The organism is Winogradskyella flava, from assembly GCF_014243395.1.
GTDB classification, from domain to species: Bacteria; Bacteroidota; Bacteroidia; order Flavobacteriales; family Flavobacteriaceae; genus Winogradskyella; species Winogradskyella flava.
Window position 1 is genome coordinate 80649 of sequence record NZ_JACLCP010000007.1, and the last position, 16802, is coordinate 97450.

A 16802-nucleotide genomic window follows, 5' to 3' on the forward strand; every position below is an offset into this window, starting at 1 on the left:
CCCGACTTTAAACGTCGGGACACTCGAACAGACAGCAAAGATTAATTATCGCTTTTATAACCTTGTGGACGCTTCCAGCGTACTGGTGCTTTTGGTTCTGGTTTTAATTCGAACTCATTACCTTTAAGCAACTTTAGTGCTTCTTCGACAGCACGTTCTAATTGTGGATCATTACCTTTTGACGTTTCTTTTGGATGTTGAGTCACTTCAATATCTGGTGCAACACCTTCGCCTTCAACGGCCCATTCGCCATCGATATCATAAAAGCCACCACGGGGGGCTACCATACGTCCACCATCAATAAAACGTGGCGTATCCCAAGTGCCTACTAATCCTCCCCAAGTTCTAGTTCCAATAAGTGGTCCGATATTTTTCATCTTAAACATGTATGGCAATAAGTCACCACCAGAGCCTGCTCGCTCATTAATGATCATTACCTTAGGTCCCCAAATTCCAGCAATAGGTGTGGTCCATGGTCGCTTATCTCCAGCCTTACTATTAAAGAAACCGAAGAGTTCTCGAGACATAATGTCTATCATATAATCTGCTGCAGAACCTCCACCATTATTACGTTCATCGATAACAACTCCTTTTTTATCTTGTTGTGAAAAGTAATATCTATTAAAGGATGTGAAACCGCCTCCACCTGTATTTGGTACATAAACGTAGGCCAATTTACCGTTGGACAGTTCATCTACTTTTCTTCGGTTACTCTCAACCCATTCAATAGTGCGCAAGCCACGCTCACTGCCTATTGGCTTAACTAAAACTGTCTTAGAGCCAGTCATTGTTGGTTTAGAATTCACGGTAATATTGATTTCACGACCAGAAGTTTGTTCCAATAAATTATAGGGATTACTATCTGCTGTTAATTGTTTTCCATTTATAGCCAAGAGATAATCTCCTTCTTTCACATCTATTCCCGGCTGGGCAAGTGGTGCTCTTAGATTTGGATTCCAACGTTCACCATTATAGATTTTTGAAATTTTAAAATTTCCATCGGTTGCTTCAATATCACAACCCAGCAAACCTACAGGAACGAAATCAACATCAGGAAAATCACCACCAGAGACATAAGAATGACCCACAGCAACTTCACCACTCATAATATCGACCACATAATTTAAATCCGTTCTGTGACGTACGTGATCTATCCAAGGTGCATACCACTTATAAACATCATCCCATGGCGCGCCATGCACGTTATCTACATACAAGAAATCACGCATATATCTCCAACCTTCCTTAAAGATTTGGTGGGCTTCGGCTTTAGGGTCTAATTTTATTTTAATGTTTGTTTTTAGATTATCCTTTCCGGGTTTTGGCGGTGACGAAGCACTAGTTAGTACCCAATTTCTATTTTGAAATAATAAAACCGATTTTCTATCTTCTGATGCCACCATTTGATTAACACCATCTGCAAAATCCGAGGCTTCTTCTTTTTCAACATCATATGTGTGCACTTTTAATCCGTTGGCATTCGGAATGGCTTCTGCTATGAACACTTTATGTTTTGAGTCTTTTAGCAAGGCCACATAATTTCTTGCTGGCAATTTTAATGCTACAGCTCTATCGAAAATACCGTTTTCAGTTATTGTTACGGTGACACCGTCAGATGTCTTATTATCATCTTTTTTGTCACCTTTCTTATCATCAGACTTATTTCCAGCCTCTTTTTTATCAGCCGCTTCCATATCATTTTTTGGAAGATTCGGTGCTTTATCTTCAGAATTAAGAACCACGGCGTAAAGACTACGTGTCAAATTTGCCGCAGGATCATAGTTGCTCATATCCAACCAACCACTTTGTAATCCGTAGTTGGTACTTGCCAAGGTATAAAGGTATTTACCAGAAGCATCCCAAACTGGCGAAATAGCATCTGCTATTGGATCTGTAAGCTGAATGGTTTTATTAGAGTCTACATTATACGCAAAGATGGATTTAAAATGACTGTCCTGCTGCTTAGCATAGGCTATCCATTTGCTATCTGGTGACCACACAGGATTCATACTTCGGTTAGGATGTGCGTAACGATCTGTTGCTACTTTTTTAGTTTTTTGAGTATCTAGATTGATTATCCAAATATTATAATGTGTATCTGTATAGGCAATATGTTTGCCATCAGGCGACCAATCTGGTTGAAAATAAAAAGTTGGATTTGGTAATTTAATGGCTTCAGCATTTTGACCATCTTGATCAGCCAGCATGAGCTGATATTCACCACTCTTGTCTGAAAACCAAGCAATTTTATCACCTTTTGGCGACCAGATAGGGCTTCGATCCGCAACCCCTGGTGAATTGGTAATATTCATCCAAGTACCATTTTCTTTAGGAACCGTAAAAATTTCACCTCTGTGCTCAAAGATGGCACGCTTTCCTTTTGGCGATAGATTAGGGTTGGATAATTGAAAAGGCATAACATCGTCCCATTTCGTACGATAGAAATTCAGGTCTGCCTTAACATCAATATTCAATTGATTTGAATTCCCAGAACTTGGATTGTAGATATGAAGATAACCGCCTTGTTCATAAACAATTTTGTCGGCGCTAGTATCTAAACTTTTAACATCAAACTTTTTATGAAAGGTAATTTGCTTTTCTTCTTTAGTAGATGGGTCGAATGACCAAATATTCATAGTGTAGTCACGCTCGGACATAAAATAGACAATGTCATTTAGCCAAACAGGATTCAAATGTCGCTCTTTTGTTGGCTGTGAGGTTCTAATTAACTCTTTTGTTTTAAGATCTACGACCCAAATAGGCATGGCTTGCCCACCTCGATAATTTCTCCATTCTGCATCCCAACCTGTAATAGGCGTGTATGCTAAGAATTTACCATCAGCAGACATCTCACCGTATGCAGCTCTAGGAATGTCCAAAGCTTCTGGCAGACCACCTTTGGTAGAAACCGTAAAGAATTTATTGGTCATTGTTGGTTGTGATTCTCTGCTGGATCGAAACAGTACCTTGCCATCTGGTGTCCATCCTTGGACTATGTCACCACTAGGATGATATGTCAATCGTTTCGGCTCTCCACCTTCGGATGGTATTACAAAAACATCCACATTACCATCGTACTGTGCTGTAAAAGCAATCATCTTTCCATCGTTTGAAAAATGAGGATTGGATTCATAACCCTCGTCACTGGTAAGTCTAATGGCGGTTCCTCCGTTAAGAGACGCTTTCCATAAATCGTTGGCATATACAAAGACCACATTGTCACCATGGAGTGTTGGTTGTCTAAGTAATTGTGTGCCTTGTGAAAATGTAAATAATGAATAGCAGAAAGCTAGTGTAACAATGAGTTGTCGCATTTGAGTTGGTTTTAAGAAGTTGGTTTATGTCCAAATTGGATGAAATAAAGATACAAATTAGAACAGGCTATTAATCAAGAGAATTGTTAAAAATCATTATTGTATTCAAACAATTTTTCGGTGTAGTCAAGTAATTCCATTCCTCCTGTTTTACCATGACCAGGAACGACAATGTCAAGATCAATAAATTCACGCTTTATTTTTTTAATGGTATTAGACCATTTAATAGTGTCTGCATCTTCTAAGTTACCCTTTGTTGAACTTAAAGATTTTACAAGGCAACCACCAAACATAGCTTTTTCGCTAGGTAAATAGGCTACAATATTATCTTTTGTATGCCCTTCCCCAAAAAATTGTAAGATGATTGTCTCATTACCTATTGTAAGTTGAAACTTATTGTCAAAACCATTTTGAGGTAAATTATTTGGAGGTTGCTTAGCCAATGCTATTGTTAGATTATTAGCATAAGATTTTATCTTTTTCTTATGGAATTCATTTAGTCCAGCTAAGCAGTCAATGTGAAAATGAGTAGCTACCACTGCTTTTATTTTATTCTTTTTGTTAATTATCTCAATTAATTCTTTTGATGCTGAATTGTTAGCTGGTGTATCAAAAACAATGGCTTCATTATTATTTATGTAAACCAATCCATTACAAGGTACCATACCAAAATCATTGGTCTGCAGATAGGAAATATGTCTGTAAAGTTTGTCGTTTATCTTTTCTATTTTTAAAGTCTTGGATTCATATAATTCTACACTAGGTTGCTTTTTGCATCCAATAAATGATGATATAACTAGAACTATTTGAAGAACTCTTTTTAACATAATCAAGATTTATTAAAACCCAACAGCTGTATCATCTCCGCGCTTGTCAGCGCCGCCTTCCAAAGTACCATCCTCCTGCATGAGAATGCCGTCAACGATACCAATAATAGGCGATCGCTCTTCATTTATATTGTAACCCAGATTTTGGAGTTGCTTGACTAAGCTTTTATCAAACGAGTTAGGTTCCATACGGATTTCATCTGGCAACCATTGATTGTGGAAACGATGTGCATTTACAGCTTCTTGCATGGTCATTTTAAATTCATGAACATTAAGAATGGTTTGTAAGACCGAAGTGATAATGGTTGAACCACCAGGTGTGCCCACTGACATGTAAAATTCACCATCTTTTTCGACTATTGTTGGTGTCATAGAACTAAGCATGCGTTTTTCTGGTGCAATGCTATTGGCCTCAGCACCGATTAAACCGTAATAGTTTGGTTCTCCTGGCTTGCTGCTAAAATCATCCATCTCGTTATTTAGGAAGAAACCTAATTCTTCAACATAGAGTTTAGAACCATAGCCGCCATTTAGTGTTGTGGTTACCGCAATGGCATTGCCGAATTGATCCACAATGGAGTAGTGGGTCGTTTCATTACTTTCATAAGCAATTATCTTTCCATGTGAAATGGAATCGACTGGCGTTGGTGCTTGAAAAGAAAATTCTTTCATTCTTTCCTGTAAGTACATATCACTTGTTAATGTTTCAATAGGAATATCAACAAAGTCAGGATCACCTAAATAAAAACTTCGGTCTGCGTATGCGCGCTTTTCAGCTTCGACCAAGACTTGAATGGTCCTCAAGGAATTATGACCATAATCTTCTAAATCAAAAGGTTCTACCATCGTCATGATTTGATTTAGGCAGATGCCACCTGAAGATGGAGGTGACATTGATGTAATGGTTAAATCATCATATTGAAACGAAATAGGATCGCGCCATTTGGCCTCGTATTTCGCTAAGTCCTCTAGGGTAATGATGCTACCTTTAGATTGCAAGTAATCTATGAGTTGCTTTGCTGTTTCACCTGTATAAAACTCGTCTCTTCCATTATCGGCAATGCGTTGCAAGGTTTTCGCTAAAGCAGTATTTATTAGAGTTTGGCCAGCTTTAAGCTTTTTGTTATAAAGAATTTCTTTTTCATTCACAGCTGTAATAAGACTGTCGTAACTGGCAATACGTCTTTCTTGTTTTTCAGTTATTTTATAACCATTTTGTGCCAATTCAATGACAGGCTTTAAAATGGATGCAACATCAAGTTTACCAAAGCGTTTTTGGGCTTCAAAAATACCAGCAATAGTTCCAGGAACTCCAACGGCCATACTGCCAATAGTACTGAGGTTTTTGATGACGTTCCCATCTTCATCTAGATACATATTCTTACTAGATGCCAAAGGTGATTTTTCCCTGTAGTCGAGTGCACCTTTGGTACCATCAGCCATTCTGTAGACCAAAAACCCACCACCACCAAGATTTCCAGCATATGGATAGCATACTGCTAAAGCCATTTCGGTAGCCATCATGGCATCAAAGGCATTTCCACCTTGCTTAAGAATTTCAACACCAATTTTAGAGGCTTCTCCACGTGCACTTACAACCATGGCACTTTTAGAAATCACACCTCTATTTTCTATTACTGAATTAGAAGTTTTTGATTGATCCTTGCAGCTTAAATAACAAATTGCAAAGCAAAGTAAGACGATGATGTTTTGTTTCATAAGTTGAATCGTTTTTCTATCTCTTCACGCTTTTTAGTGCTGAATTCAACCAGTTCAGCAAAAAACAAGGTAAAATCGGTTTCAAATGCATTGTAATGGGTCTGAAGTTCTTTTGTGGCTTCATTCATTTTTGATTTTCCTTTAGTTCGTCGATTCATGCCATTCAAAACTTGCTGGATACCATCAACAGTTGCATAACTTAAGAGCCAATTGCCCTCTATCATTATTGGCGTTAAATGTTTAAAACGTGGTGGGAGACTATCAAAATTATTATCTAAGCTTTTATAAAAATCTTGAATATAATTGGCTAAAGGTATATCGGAGTAGGCTATCCAGTTCTTTGCTAAAAAATGATCGTAAAAAATATCTACAATAACACCGCTATAATGTCCATAACCTTTGTGGAGTCTTTTCGTGCTTTGTCTAAAGATGGGATGAGCATCTGTAAAGGTATCAATTTCACGATGTAACTGGATGCCTATTTGGATATCCTTGGGATAGTTTTTGTATTTATTTCCCCTAACGCCATCAGCTACAAAGTTGCCAATGGTCACTAATTCGTTTTCACCAGAAAGATAGATGTGAGCGAGAAAATTCATTCATCGAATTTACAAATTCATAATTACAAAATAGTATTAAGATGTTATATTTGCTGAAAATACAAAGGACATGACTTTAATAAAATCTATTTCTGGAATTCGTGGTACAATTGGTGGTAAAGTTGAGGAGAATCTAACACCTATTGATGCTGTAAAATTTGCAGCAGCTTATGGTACTTGGTTAAAAGCGCAACGTCAAAAAGAAAACTATCGTGTAGTCGTTGGAAGAGATGCACGTATTTCTGGCGAAATGATTCAGAATTTGGTAATGAATACCTTAGTTGGACTTGGGATACATGTTATTGATTTAGGATTATCAACAACACCAACAGTAGAAGTTGCTGTACCTATGGAACATGCAGATGGTGGTATCATATTAACTGCTAGTCATAACCCAAAACAATGGAATGCCCTGAAGTTATTAAATCATAAAGGAGAATTTTTAAATGGTGCTGAAGGTCAGAAGATTTTAGAGTTAGCTGAATCTAATACTATGAATTTTGCCGAAGTAGATGACTTAGGCAAAATCACTAAAAATGAAGCTTATATCGATTTGCATATTGATGAAGTTTTAGATTTACCATTGGTGAATAAGAAAGCGATTGAAGATGCTAATTTTAAAGTGGTAGTCGACGGTGTAAATTCTACAGGTGGTATCGCTATTCCTTTATTGTTGGAACGCTTAGGCGTACATCCTGTAAAATTATATTGTGATCCAACGGGTCATTTCCCTCATAATCCGGAGCCGCTAAAAGAGCACTTGGGCGATTTAGCAGAAGCTGTAGTCAAAGAGCGTGCTGATTTCGGAATTGTTGTAGATCCAGATGTTGATCGTTTGGCTTTTATGGATGAAACTGGAGAGATGTTTGGAGAGGAATACACCTTGGTCGCTTGTGCAGATTATGTTTTAAGTAAAAATCCAGGAAACACCGTTAGTAATATGAGCTCGACTAGGGCGTTGAGAGATGTTACTGAAAAACACGGCGGCATGTATGAAGCCAGTGCAGTAGGTGAGGTGAATGTTGTGGAATTGATGAAGAAAAACAATGTGGTTATTGGAGGAGAAGGTAATGGAGGAATTATATATCCAGAATTGCATTATGGACGTGATGCCTTGGTGGGCGTAGCTTTGTTTTTAAGTCTTTTGGCAGAAAAGAAAATGACGGTAAGCGAATTAAGAGCAACATACCCAAATTACTTTATGAGCAAAAAGAAAATTCAGTTAACTCCAGGGTTAGATGTGGATGGTATTTTGGAAACTATGGCATCTAATTACAGTCATGAAAAATTAACTACAGTAGACGGTGTTAAAATTGATTTTGACGATAGTTGGGCACACTTGAGAAAAAGTAATACAGAGCCAATTATAAGAATTTATACAGAAGCACAATCCCAAGAGACTGCCGATACTTTAGCCGCCCGTTTTATTGATGAAATAAAGGCTGTCGCTAATATTTAGTAACTTTGAATATGATTTCTGAAACCACAAAACAATATACTACTAAGCTTGAGGCATACTTTGAGCAGTTCAGAAAGCATATTATTGGTCAAGATCAGACTTTTGTATCACCTTATGGTGAACAAAGAATCATTTATACCGACTGGACAGCTTCTGGTCGTTTGTACAGACCTATTGAAGAAAAATTGTGTAACGAGTTTGGTCCTTTTGTTGCAAATACGCATACGGAAACTACAGTTTCTGGCACAGCAATGACCAAAGCCTATCACAAGGCTAAGCACATTATAAAAGACCATGTCAATGCTAGTGAGGATGACGTTTTAATTGTTACCGGAAATGGAATGACTGGTGTTGTGAATAAATTTCAACGTATTTTAGGATTAAAGGTTCCTGAAAATTTAAGAGATTACACTGATATTCCCGATGAAATTCGACCAGTCGTTTTTATCTCGCATATGGAGCATCATTCTAATCAGACGTCATGGTTAGAAACGATGGCTAAAGTTGAGGTCGTTCCTCCAGATGAAAGCGGACTGTTTAGTCTTAAAAATTTAGAGACACTTCTTGAGCAATATAAAGATTGTACACTTAAAATTTGTTCTATTGTTGGAGGCTCAAATGTTACAGGTATACAAACACCGTATCATGACGTTGCGAAACTTATGCATAAACATGGCGGCGTATGTTTTGTGGATTTTGCCTGTTCGGCACCTTATGTCAATATTAATATGCATCCAAAGGATGAAGATTCTTATTTAGACGCAATTTTCTTTTCTCCTCATAAGTTCTTAGGAGGACCAGGAACTTCAGGCGTTTTGGTTTTTAATAAAAAATTATACCATAACATGGTTCCAGACTGTCCAGGTGGTGGTACCGTGAGTTGGACGAATCCTTGGGGCGAACATAAGTACATTGATAATATCGAAGATCGTGAAGATGGAGGTACACCAGGATTTCTTCAAACTATAAAAACAGCATTGTCCATTAAGCTCAAGGAGCAAATGGGTGTTGACAATATTTTAAAGCGTGAGCATGAATTAGTTCACACTGTATTTAGAAAGTTAGAACCTGTTTCGAATATCAATATTCTTGCAAGTAAACATAAAGAGAGGTTAGGTGTCATTTCGTTTTATATTGATGATTTACATTATAATTTAGGGGTAAAGTTGTTAAATGATAGATTTGGTATTCAAACACGAGGTGGTTGCAGTTGTGCAGGTACTTATGGTCATTTTTTATTGCATGTGGATCAACAAACCTCAAAAGAATTAACTGATGAAATTTCCATTGGTGATTTGGTAAGAAAACCGGGTTGGATTCGTATGTCTATTCACCCTACTACAACGAACGCAGAAATTGAATTTGTCTGTGACAGTATTATAGCTTTAGCAAAACATCATGATGCATGGGCTAAGGATTATGAATACTCAAGATGTAATAATGAATTTATTCATAAGACATTACTACATAAGCCATGCAATGCTACTAATGTTGATGATTGGTTTGACTTAGATTAACTTCTATTGAAACTCAGGAGGAACCTTGTTTCTATGCTTCCAACGTTTGTGTGTCCAAAGATAATATTGTGGTGCTTCTAAGATTTGTTCCTCAACCTTTTTAAAGAATATATCCGTAATTTCATAGTTTTCATAGTCTTTAGGATTCTCGGTAATAGTTTCAAACGTTAGTTCGTAATAACCACGTTTTTTTCGTTTGACCCTAAAGAATACAACTGCCATGTCTAGTTTTTTAGCAAGAATTTCAGCGCCTGTGTGCATGGGTACTTTTATACCCATAAATTCATTCCAATAGTAGGCCTTGTGAGCTTTTGGCGATTGGTCAGATATAAAACCATTAAGTGTTAATTCACCTTTTTTCTTAGACTCCGTTAATGTTGTAATAGCTTGTTTATTCGTGATGAGGTACGTATTGTACTTAGCTCTTATACGCTTAACCAATTTGTCAAAATATTTGTTTGTTAAGCGTTTATAAATGGCGTATCCCTTATGCTTAATAGACTTTTGAATAATAAATATCCATTCCCAACTACCATAATGTGCGCACATTATAATAATTGATTTGTTTTTTACACCTAGGTTGTTAATGAGGTCTATGTTTGTAGCAACAAATCTTTTTTTGAGTTCTTTTTCTGATATGGTCAAAGATTTTATAGATTCTAAAATCATATCACAAAGATGATGATAGAACAGACTAGCCAATTCTAAAATTTCTTTTTCTGATTTTTCAGGAAAAACCAATTTTAAGTTGGGAATAACGGTTTTCTTTCTATAGCCAAAAATTTTGTAAACGAAAACATAGGCTATATCGGAGACAAAATATAGTAGTCTAAACGGTAAAATAGAAATTAACCAAAGAAATGGATAGATTAAAATATAAGCAATAAGTTGCATCTTTGATTGTTAGTTTTATAGCACAAATATATGTTATATTTGATTTATTAGATTAGAGTTTATGTACAATTTAGATCCTGTTACAATTGCTATAATTGCGGCTAACGTTATAATGTCTATTAAAGGCTTCGACGACCGTGTTTTTTTTGAAAAATATAAGTTTAACGTCGGTAGTATTACACGAGGCGAGCAAATCAGGATGTTTAGTTCTGGATTCTTACATGTTGACACCACACACTTACTTTTCAACATGTTCACTTTATATTTCTTTGCTAATCCTGTGATTTTGGAGTTGGGTCAACTTAATTTTATTATAATCTACATCGCAAGTTTAGTATTTGGCAATCTTCTGTCACTCTATTTTCATAAAGATGAGTTTTGGTATAGTGCAGTTGGAGCGAGTGGTGCTGTAACCGGGATACTTTATGCAGCGATACTCTTACAACCTGAAATGAGTCTATACATGTTCTTCATACCTATTCCAATACCTGGTTACATCTTTGGTATAGGCTATTTGCTATACTCTATTTATGGTATGAAGAAAAGAATTGGCAATATAGGTCACGATGCCCATTTTGGTGGCGCAGTAGGAGGTTATGCCGTAACACTGATACTCATGCCTAGTTTGTTTAAAACGGACTTAGGCCATATTGGTCTTCTCGCTATTCCGATTATCATTTTATTTATCTTATATAAGACGGGTAAATTGCATTAAAAAAAGCCTGCAGATGCAGGCTTTAATAGAATATAAAGTTTTATTTATTTTAGGACTTCTCAAGAAGCTCCATAATTTTATTCTCCAAAGCTTTACCTCTCAAATTTTTTGCAACAATTTTACCTTCTTCATCCAAAATAAAGGTTGCAGGAATGGCTTCTATGTTGTACAATTTAGCGACAGGATCGTTAAAGTACTTTAGATTTGAAACTTGATGCCATTTTAATCCATCTTTTTCAATAGCATCGGTCCAAGCTTTTTTAGGGTTTTGTTGTCTTCTTTCACCATCTAAAGATACACCTATGATCTCTAATCCTTTATCGTGATATTTTTCATAAATTCTAACAACATTAGGATTTTCTCTACGACATGGCCCACACCATGCTGCCCAGAAATCAATAATAGTAACTTTGCCCTTAATGTCACCTAAACTAACCGTATTGCCTTCTGGTGAAGGCGCCTCAAACGTTGGTGCCATTTTTCCTATGGCAAGAGCTTCTTCTTTTTTCTTAGTATCTATTAGTGTTTGGATTGCTGCATTTAAGCTTCTACCTTTTTTTGTAGTTTTTAAGTCTTCTCCTAAACCATTAAATGTGTTCAACAACTTTTCAGCGTTAATATTTTTAGCTCCCAATTGTTGGCCTAATATAACCAAAGACGTGAGGCTTTCAGGATTGTCTTTAATAAATTCAAATCCATAATCGACAACTTTCACTTGATCCTCCCTTAATTTGTCTTCTAACGATTTGGCTAGAGCAGTATCTTTATTCCTAATGGCTGCACGTCTCTCATTACTGATGGATCTTAGATCAGAGATTAAAACTTCTAGACCTTTGTTAAATCTATTATAGTCAGCATTTGCTTGAGAACCCTTAATTTCGGACTTAGTGATATCAGATTTATTGATATCTATTGTCATGGTCTCATTTGTTAACAGGAAAGGTAAAGACCGTTGAACATTGTCAATAGTCAAAACATATTGATCTGGATTATCGGTTTGACCTTCAAACACAAATTTCTCATTCATAACGATAGCAGTGTCAATGGCCCTTTGTCTTCCGCGGTCATCAGTGGTCATAATATATGACCTTATGCCATTATAAATACCAGGAGCATTGCCTTCAATTAAATATCCAGTGCTAGCTGTTTCAGTTTTACAAGAAAAAAATAAAACAGATATCATTAATAAGATGCTGTACTTCATTACTCTAAAATTTTTGTCTCACAAATATAAAAACAAAGTGGAAAGTTACAGGAGTGATACATAAATTAAATCTAAAAAATACATGAGACTCTTTTTGAGCCAATCCCATATTTTGCTATACATTTGTAACACGTGAAAATGATATATAACGATACTATTGTAGCTTTGGCGACACCTTCTGGGAGCGGTGCTATCGCTATCATACGCTTGTCTGGTAAAAATGCTATAACTATCGCAGATGATAATTTTAAGTCTGTGACTCCCAAGAAGTCGCTCAAGAACCAGAAAACACATACCATTCATTTAGGACATATTGTAGACGGAAAAAGAACATTAGATGAGGTTTTGGTTTCTATTTTTAAGAATCCTAATTCTTATACAGGTGAAGATGTTGTTGAAATTTCTTGCCATGGTTCGTCATATGTACAACAGGAAATCATTCAATTGTTTTTAAGGTGTGGTTGTCGCATGGCAAATGCGGGAGAGTTTACATTACGTGCTTTTTTGAATGGAAAACTGGACTTAAGCCAAGCCGAAGCAGTAGCCGATTTAATCTCAAGCGATAATGAAGCCTCACATCAGATAGCTATGCAGCAAATGCGAGGAGGCTTTTCTTCCGAAATCGCCAAGCTAAGAGAAGAGCTACTGAACTTTGCATCACTAATAGAGTTGGAGTTGGATTTTGCTGAGGAAGATGTAGAATTTGCAGATAGGGCGCAATTCAAGGAGCTTATTGAGCGCATTACTTTTGTTTTGAAACGTCTTATAGACTCCTTTGCTGTAGGTAATGTTATCAAGAATGGCATACCAGTGGCCATTGTTGGCGAACCCAACGTTGGAAAATCTACATTACTCAATGCACTATTAAACGAAGATAGAGCGATAGTATCTGAAATTGCTGGAACCACTAGAGATACCATTGAAGATGAAATTTCCATTGGTGGTATAGGATTCCGCTTTATTGATACTGCGGGTATTAGAGAAACCGAAGATGTTGTAGAAAGTATTGGTATTAAAAAGACATTTGAGAAGATTGAACAATCTCAAGTGACTATTTACTTGTTCGATGCACAAAAAAATATTGCAAGTTTAGAGGATGTCAGAATTGAAATAGAGAAAATACGGAATAAGCATCCTCAAAAACCTTTATTGGTAATTGCTAATAAAATAGATACGTTAACTGATATACAACTGGCAGAAATCAATAAAATAATTGCTGATGTATTATTGTTGTCTGCCAAAACAGGTTTTGGAGTAGAACAACTAACGAATTCAATTTTGAATTTAATAAATACAGGTGCATTAAGAAATAATGAAACTATAGTGACAAACACACGTCATTATGACGCTTTATTAAAGGCTTCTGAGGAAATTCAGAAAGTACGGAATGGTCTTGAGACTGGGCTTTCTGGAGATTTATTGGCAATAGATATAAGACAAGCCTTATATCACTTTGGAGAAATTACTGGTGAGATTACTAATGATGATTTATTAGGTAACATCTTTGCTAATTTTTGTATTGGGAAGTAATATGTTTAGACTAGAATGAATACTGTAACATTGGTTACTATCTTAAATATCTTTATCAACTAGTTTTGGATCGAAACTAACCAATCTTATATGGATATAAATCAAATATTTGGATATTTAGGTGCACTGCTCATAGGTATTGTACTTGGACTAATTGGAGGTGGAGGATCCATACTAACAGTTCCAATTTTGGTTTATTTGTTATTTGTAAATCCTGTTACTGCAACGGCATATTCATTATTCGTAGTTGGTGTATCCTCTTTGGTAGGAGCCATTAGAAATATTCAAAAAGGTTTAGTTGATTTTAAAACAGCAATCGTTTTTGCGGTTCCTGCTTTTATTGCAGTATATATTGCAAGAAAGTACTTAGTGCCTGCTATTCCTGAAACTGTATTTACAGTTGGTAATTTTTCTGTAACTAAGAATATAGCTATAATGTTATTTTTTGCTATTGTAATGTTGGTCGCCTCAATATCTATGATAAGAAATAAACGCGCAGATTCGCCTGAAGAAACTGTAATAACCTATAATTACCCTCTGATAATTATTGAAGGCTTATTAGTGGGGATTATCACAGGAATTGTTGGTGCAGGTGGTGGCTTCCTAATTATTCCTGCGTTGGTGTTACTGGCCAAGCTGCCAATGAAAAAAGCTGTTGCTACATCACTCTTAATTATAGCCATAAAATCTCTAATTGGTTTTATTGGTGATGTAGAGAATCTTGAGATAGATTGGTCATTCCTATTGCTTTTTACTTCAATTTCTGTTATTGGAATATTCTTGGGGATTTACCTTTCTAACTTTATTGAAGGTAAAAAACTCAAAAAAGGGTTTGGATGGTTTGTACTCGTTATGGGTGTTTATATTATCTTTAAAGAGCTATCAAAGTAATTTCTGAATCTTAATTTGGCACATCATGGGTCACACTTTTTCCTAATGATTTAACATACATCATAAAAACAGAAAGCACAATGATATATGATAAATATCATGTGTATTAATTGTAGAATGCTATAATTTTATCATTCAAATTAATAGAATAAATTATGACTAGTACATTATTAGCTTTGTTATACGACTGGACTAATGGCGTAGTAATGATCTCCGTCTTTGCCTTGGTTTGTGTCATATTAATTGGAGTCTTGGTTAATTTTATGATGAGTGGTAAGGGCAAGAACAAAACCGAAGACAACTAACCAAATTATCTATCGTTTTTCACGCACACAATTTTGTGTGCTTTTTTTTGTAACATTTTCAAATTATTTGCGTCACATAGTTGTAAATTAGAATAAAATGGAATCGAATTATCATACGCTTAAACGAACGGACAACCATTTAATAATGATTACGCACTTAGCCCAACTATTGACTTATATTACAGGTTTTGGTGGATTAATTGTGCCGTTAATTATTTGGGCTACACAAAAAGATCGTGTAGATGGTTTGAATGCTCATGGAAAAGCAATTATTAATTTTCAATTAAGCATCATTGTATATGTTATTATAAGTATATTTCTTATCCCTCTTTTTTTGATAGGTTTTATACCTTTATTACTAATAGGCATCTTAGCCTTTGTAATGCCAATCATAAACGCTATTAAAGCTAGTAATGGAGAATTACCTAGCTATCCATTATCTCTTAATTTTGTTAGTTAGTTATTAAAGAAAATGGAATTGAAAAGGCTCATCTTATGATGGGTCTTTTTTAGTTTTTTAATACTTTAATTAAAAAAAAAGCTCACCATTACAGTGAGCCTTTTCTCAGTCAAAATTGTTGAAATAGCAAAGCGTTGGCTTAATTTAGTTATTAAGCATAACAGGCATAACAAGCATTGTTACATGCTCACCTTCATCAAGACCGTCAGTCGGTGTTAAAATACCAGCTCTATTTGGTAAGCTCATTTCTAACTGTACTTCGTTAGAACTTAAGTTGTTAATCATTTCGGTTAAGAAACGCGAATTAAAACCAATTTGCATATCGTCACCCTGGTAATCACAAGTTAAGCGTTCTTCGGCCTTATTGCTGTAATCGATATCTTCTGCAGAGATGTTTAGTTCTGCGCCAGCAATTTTTAAACGTATTTGATGCGTAGTCTTGTTAGAGAAAATACTAACACGACGCACGGAATTTAAAAATTGTGTTCTGTCAATAATCAATTTATTTGGATTCTCTTTTGGAATTACCGCTTCGTAGTTAGGGTATTTACCGTCAATTAAACGACAAATAAGTACCGAATTTTCAAATGTAAATTTGGCATTAGACTCGTTATACTCAACGACTACATCATCATCACTTCCTGCTAGAATTCCTTTTAAAAGATTCAAAGGTTTCTTAGGCATTATGAATTCTGCAGTTTCAGTCGCCGAAACATCATTTCTTGTATATTTTACTAGCTTGTGTGCATCAGTTGCTACAAAGGTTAAATTATCTTGTGAAAACTGAAAAAATACGCCGCTCATGACAGGTCTTAAATCATCGTTCCCAGCTGCAAAAATAGTTTTACTTATAGCCGTTGCTAAAATATCTCCCATAATTGTGGTCTTGCTGGCATCTTCAACAGAAACTGCATTTGGGAACTCAGCGCCATCAGCATAAGCCAAAGCATATTTACCATGATTAGAACTGATTTCAACAGTATTATTATCTTCTACAACAAATGTTAACGGTTGCTCAGGAAATGTCTTGAGTGTATCCAATAACAAACGTGCTGGTAGCGCGATACTACCTTCAGAATTACTTTCCACATCAATTGTAGAGGACATTGTAGTCTCCAAATCACTCGCAGACACTGTAAGTTTCGATGTGTTTAACTCGAATAAGAAGTTGTCTAAAATAGGCAACGTATTGCTATTGTTAATCACACCTCCCAATACCTGAAGTTGTTTTAATAAATATGTGCTTGAAACTATAAATTTCATGAAAATTATATGTTTTGGTCGTATTATTTTGTCTTACAAATATATCCCAATACTAGGGTTTTCTAAAACAAACTTATTAACAAAAAAATCCCACGAAAGCGGGAA

The 16802-nt window shown here is 35.7% G+C and carries 14 protein-coding genes; 7 read left to right on the forward strand and 7 right to left on the reverse strand.

Annotated elements, in window-relative coordinates:
• Window positions 1-41 precede the first annotated feature (41 nt).
• From H7F21_RS16805 to H7F21_RS16820, 4 genes are all read right to left on the reverse strand, one after another.
• Window positions 42-3314: a S41 family peptidase gene (locus H7F21_RS16805; protein ID WP_185790478.1), complete on the reverse strand. Its 3273-nt coding sequence runs from the start codon at window positions 3312-3314 to the stop codon at window positions 42-44.
• Window positions 3315-3400: 86 nt separating this feature from the next.
• Complete coding sequence (bla, locus tag H7F21_RS16810) at window positions 3401-4141, reverse strand: subclass B1 metallo-beta-lactamase (RefSeq protein WP_185790479.1); 741 nt, start codon at window positions 4139-4141, stop codon at window positions 3401-3403.
• Window positions 4142-4153: 12 nt separating this feature from the next.
• Complete coding sequence (ggt, locus tag H7F21_RS16815) at window positions 4154-5860, reverse strand: gamma-glutamyltransferase (protein WP_185790480.1); 1707 nt, start codon at window positions 5858-5860, stop codon at window positions 4154-4156.
• Window positions 5857-6459: an acyl carrier protein phosphodiesterase gene (locus H7F21_RS16820; RefSeq protein WP_185790481.1), complete on the reverse strand. Its 603-nt coding sequence runs from the start codon at window positions 6457-6459 to the stop codon at window positions 5857-5859. Before H7F21_RS16820 ends, ggt begins: the two co-directional genes overlap by 4 nt.
• A 70-nt stretch (window positions 6460-6529) precedes the next feature.
• Here H7F21_RS16820 and glmM point away from each other — a divergent pair, with 70 nt between their 5' ends.
• The gene (glmM, locus tag H7F21_RS16825) at window positions 6530-7918 is read left to right on the forward strand and encodes a phosphoglucosamine mutase (protein WP_185790482.1); all 1389 of its coding nucleotides are present in this window, start codon (window positions 6530-6532) and stop codon (window positions 7916-7918) included.
• An 11-nt stretch (window positions 7919-7929) separates the two neighbouring features.
• Entirely contained in the window at window positions 7930-9435 is a 1506-nt protein-coding gene (locus tag H7F21_RS16830) for an aminotransferase class V-fold PLP-dependent enzyme (protein ID WP_185790483.1), read from the forward strand.
• A 3-nt stretch (window positions 9436-9438) separates the two neighbouring features.
• Here H7F21_RS16830 and H7F21_RS16835 read toward each other — a convergent pair whose 3' ends face one another.
• A complete protein-coding gene (locus H7F21_RS16835) occupies window positions 9439-10329 on the reverse strand; it encodes a lysophospholipid acyltransferase family protein (RefSeq protein ID WP_185790484.1) in 891 nt (296 codons plus the stop codon).
• A 61-nt stretch (window positions 10330-10390) separates the two neighbouring features.
• On the opposite strand from H7F21_RS16835, the gene H7F21_RS16840 reads away from it, so the two are divergent.
• Window positions 10391-11044, forward strand: a complete 654-nt coding sequence (locus H7F21_RS16840; RefSeq protein WP_185790485.1) for a rhomboid family intramembrane serine protease — start codon at window positions 10391-10393, stop codon at window positions 11042-11044.
• Window positions 11045-11093: 49 nt separating this feature from the next.
• Here the strand turns inward: H7F21_RS16840 and H7F21_RS16845 are convergent, their stop codons facing one another.
• Entirely contained in the window at window positions 11094-12248 is a 1155-nt protein-coding gene (locus H7F21_RS16845) for a TlpA disulfide reductase family protein (RefSeq protein WP_185790486.1), read from the reverse strand.
• A gap of 138 nt (window positions 12249-12386) precedes the next feature.
• On the opposite strand from H7F21_RS16845, the gene mnmE reads away from it, so the two are divergent.
• The 4 genes from mnmE (at window position 12387) to H7F21_RS16865 (ending at window position 15434) form a co-directional block, all read left to right on the forward strand.
• On the forward strand, window positions 12387-13778 hold the full coding sequence (gene mnmE / locus H7F21_RS16850) for a tRNA uridine-5-carboxymethylaminomethyl(34) synthesis GTPase MnmE (RefSeq protein WP_185790487.1): 1392 nt from the start codon (window positions 12387-12389) through the stop codon (window positions 13776-13778).
• 90 nt (window positions 13779-13868) lie between these two features.
• Complete coding sequence (locus H7F21_RS16855; protein WP_185790488.1) at window positions 13869-14669, forward strand: sulfite exporter TauE/SafE family protein; 801 nt, start codon at window positions 13869-13871, stop codon at window positions 14667-14669.
• Window positions 14670-14824: 155 nt separating this feature from the next.
• Window positions 14825-14974 carry a hypothetical protein gene (locus H7F21_RS16860; RefSeq protein WP_185790489.1) on the forward strand — a complete coding sequence of 50 codons (150 nt, stop codon included), beginning with the start codon at window positions 14825-14827 and terminating at the stop codon, window positions 14972-14974.
• A 97-nt stretch (window positions 14975-15071) separates the two neighbouring features.
• Window positions 15072-15434 carry a DUF4870 domain-containing protein gene (locus H7F21_RS16865; RefSeq protein WP_185790490.1) on the forward strand — a complete coding sequence of 121 codons (363 nt, stop codon included), beginning with the start codon at window positions 15072-15074 and terminating at the stop codon, window positions 15432-15434.
• 144 nt (window positions 15435-15578) lie between these two features.
• Here the strand turns inward: H7F21_RS16865 and dnaN are convergent, their stop codons facing one another.
• A complete protein-coding gene (gene dnaN, locus H7F21_RS16870; protein ID WP_185790491.1) occupies window positions 15579-16697 on the reverse strand; it encodes a DNA polymerase III subunit beta in 1119 nt (372 codons plus the stop codon).
• Between the last annotated feature and the right edge of the window lie 105 nt (window positions 16698-16802).

Bases quoted from the DNA above. Each gene is read 5' to 3' on its own strand.
- H7F21_RS16805 (WP_185790478.1), bottom strand. From the start codon at position 3,314: ATGCGACAACTCATTGTTACACTAGCTTTCTGCTATTCATTATTTACA.
- bla (WP_185790479.1), bottom strand. From the start codon at position 4,141: ATGTTAAAAAGAGTTCTTCAAATAGTTCTAGTTATATCATCATTTATT.
- ggt (WP_185790480.1), bottom strand. From the start codon at position 5,860: ATGAAACAAAACATCATCGTCTTACTTTGCTTTGCAATTTGTTATTTA.
- H7F21_RS16820 (WP_185790481.1), bottom strand. From the start codon at position 6,459: ATGAATTTTCTCGCTCACATCTATCTTTCTGGTGAAAACGAATTAGTG.
- glmM (WP_185790482.1), top strand. From the start codon at position 6,530: ATGACTTTAATAAAATCTATTTCTGGAATTCGTGGTACAATTGGTGGT.
- H7F21_RS16830 (WP_185790483.1), top strand. From the start codon at position 7,930: ATGATTTCTGAAACCACAAAACAATATACTACTAAGCTTGAGGCATAC.
- H7F21_RS16835 (WP_185790484.1), bottom strand. From the start codon at position 10,329: ATGCAACTTATTGCTTATATTTTAATCTATCCATTTCTTTGGTTAATT.
- H7F21_RS16840 (WP_185790485.1), top strand. From the start codon at position 10,391: ATGTACAATTTAGATCCTGTTACAATTGCTATAATTGCGGCTAACGTT.
- H7F21_RS16845 (WP_185790486.1), bottom strand. From the start codon at position 12,248: ATGAAGTACAGCATCTTATTAATGATATCTGTTTTATTTTTTTCTTGT.
- mnmE (WP_185790487.1), top strand. From the start codon at position 12,387: ATGATATATAACGATACTATTGTAGCTTTGGCGACACCTTCTGGGAGC.
- H7F21_RS16855 (WP_185790488.1), top strand. From the start codon at position 13,869: ATGGATATAAATCAAATATTTGGATATTTAGGTGCACTGCTCATAGGT.
- H7F21_RS16860 (WP_185790489.1), top strand. From the start codon at position 14,825: ATGACTAGTACATTATTAGCTTTGTTATACGACTGGACTAATGGCGTA.
- H7F21_RS16865 (WP_185790490.1), top strand. From the start codon at position 15,072: ATGGAATCGAATTATCATACGCTTAAACGAACGGACAACCATTTAATA.
- dnaN (WP_185790491.1), bottom strand. From the start codon at position 16,697: ATGAAATTTATAGTTTCAAGCACATATTTATTAAAACAACTTCAGGTA.